This is a genomic window from Hungatella sp. SL.1.14 (assembly GCF_024460495.1).
Lineage (GTDB): Bacteria > Bacillota > Clostridia > Lachnospirales > Lachnospiraceae > Hungatella > Hungatella hathewayi.
In genome coordinates this window covers 1-2,336 of the sequence record NZ_JANFYJ010000066.1, presented here as the reverse complement: position 1 = coordinate 2,336, position 2,336 = coordinate 1, and the positions used below count along the sequence as shown (strand labels likewise).

General features: G+C 49.0%; 1 protein-coding gene. It reads right to left on the bottom strand.

From position 1 onward, the window contains the following. Positions 1-2,336: InlB B-repeat-containing protein (locus NE473_RS29800; RefSeq protein ID WP_256265527.1), on the bottom strand; the 2,336-nt coding region annotated here is incomplete at both ends.

Below are 2,336 nucleotides of genomic sequence, written 5' to 3'. Positions count from 1 at the left end.
CATGACTGCCGCTGCATCTTCTGCCGCTTTATCATACGTCAGCGTTACTTTTTCATTTGCTGCCCACTTCGCATAGACGGTCATGTTTTCGTTTATTGCAAACACTTCATCAAACTTTTTCCCGCCTTCGTTTTCTGCTGTATACCAGCCTTCAAATGTATAACCCGGGCGGCTCGTTCTTCCAAGTACCTTCCCTGCATCTTTAAGACTCTGGCCGCTCAGTACCGTCTCTGTCGTATTTGGTATGACATCAGAAGCATCCTCTGCCGCCTTATTATACGTCACCATAACTGAGTCATTGGGAATCCACTTTGCGAATACAATCATACTGCCGGCAATTGCCGTATCTGCCGTAAATTGTACTCCTGTTCCTCCCTTACCCGTGTACCAGCCTCCAAACGTATAGCCGGGACGGCTTGTAATTCCAAGATCTTTTCCTGCATTTGCAAGACTCTGGCCGCTCAGCACCGTCTCTGTCGTATTCGGAAGCACTGCTGATGCATCTTCTGCATCCTTATCATACGTCAGGGTTACCTCGTTATTCGGGATCCACTTTGCGTAGACGGTCATACTTTCAGCAATAGCTGTTGTTTCTGTAAACTGGCTTCCTGATCCTTCTGTCTCCGTATACCAGCCTCCAAACGTATAGCCGGGACGGCTCGTAATTCCAAGATACTTTCCTGCATTTGCAAGACTCTGGCCGCTCAGCACCGTCTCTGCCGCATTCGGAAGCACTTCTGCTGCATCTTCTGCTGCCTTGTCATATGTCAAGGTTACATTAGCATTTGCTGTCCATTTCGCATAAACGGTCATACTTTCTTCTATTACGTAGGCTGTGTCAAACCGCTGCCCTTTTCCATTCTCTGCTGTATACCAGCCTCCAAATGTATAACCAGGGCGGCTTGTTATTCCAAGATCTTTTCCTGCATTCGCAAGGCTCTGGCCGCTCAGCACAGTCTCTGTCGTATTCGGAAGCACCTCTGCTGCATCTTCTGCTGCCTTATCATACGTCAGGGTTACATTAGCATTTGCTGTCCATTTCGCATAAACGGTCATACTTTCTTCTATTACGTAGGCTGTGTCAAACCGCTGCCCTTTTCCATTCTCTGCTGTATACCAGCCTCCAAATGTATAACCAGGGCGGCTTGTGATTCCAAGACCTATTCCTGCATTTGCAAGACTCTGGCCGCTCAGCACCGTCTCTGTCGTATTCGGAAGCACTTCTGCTGCATCTGCCGCTGCCTTGTCATACGTCAGAGTTACTTTAGCATTCTCTGTCCACTTCGCATAGACGGTCATACTTTCTTCTATTACATAGGCTGTATCGAACTGTTCTCCAGCTCCGTTCTCTTCTGTATACCAGCCTCCAAATGTATAACCAGGGCGGCTCGTACTTCCAAGTTCTTTTCCTGCATTTACAAGACTCTGGCCGCTCAGCACCGTCTCCGTCGTATTCGGAAGCACTTCTGCTGCATCTGCCGCTGCCTTGTCATACGTCAGGGTTACTTTAGCATTTTCTGTCCACTTCGCATAGACGGTCATGCTTTCTTCTATTACATAGGCTGCATCGAACTGTTCTCCAGCTCCGTTCTCTTCTGTATACCAGCCTCCGAACGTATAGCCGGGACGGCTTGTGATTCCAAGTCCTTTTCCTGCATTCGTAAGGCTCTGGCCGCTCAGCACCGTCTCCGTCGTATTCGGAAGCACCTCTGCTGCATCTGCCGCTGCCTTGTCATACGTCAGAGTTACTTCAGCATTTGCTATCCATTTCGCATAGACAGTCATGTTTTCTGCTATTACATAGGCTGCATCGAACTGTTCTCCAGCTCCATTCTCTTCTGTATACCAGCCTCCGAACGTATAGCCGGGACGGCTCGTTCTTCCAAGATCTTTTCCTGCATTCGTAAGGCTCTGGCCGCTCAGCACCGTCTCCGTCGTATTCGGAAGGACTTCCGATGCATCTGCAGCTGCCTTGTCATACGTCAGCATTACTTCAGCATTTTCTGTCCATTTCGCATAGACGGTCATGCTTTCTTCTATTACATAGGCTGCATCAAACAGACTTCCAGCTCCGTTCTCTGCTGTATACCAGCCTTCAAACGTATAGCCGGGACGGCTCGTTCTTCCAAGTTCTTTTCCTGCATTCGTAAGGCTCTGGCCGCTCAGCACGGTTTCTGTCGTATTCGGCACGACTTCCGATGCATCTGCAGCTGCCTTGTCATACGTCAGCACTACCTCATTATTTGCAGTCCATCTCGCATAAACGGTCATGCTTTCCGTGATCTTATCTTCCTGGGTGAATCGTCTTCCACCGGTTGCTTCTGTATACCAGCCTG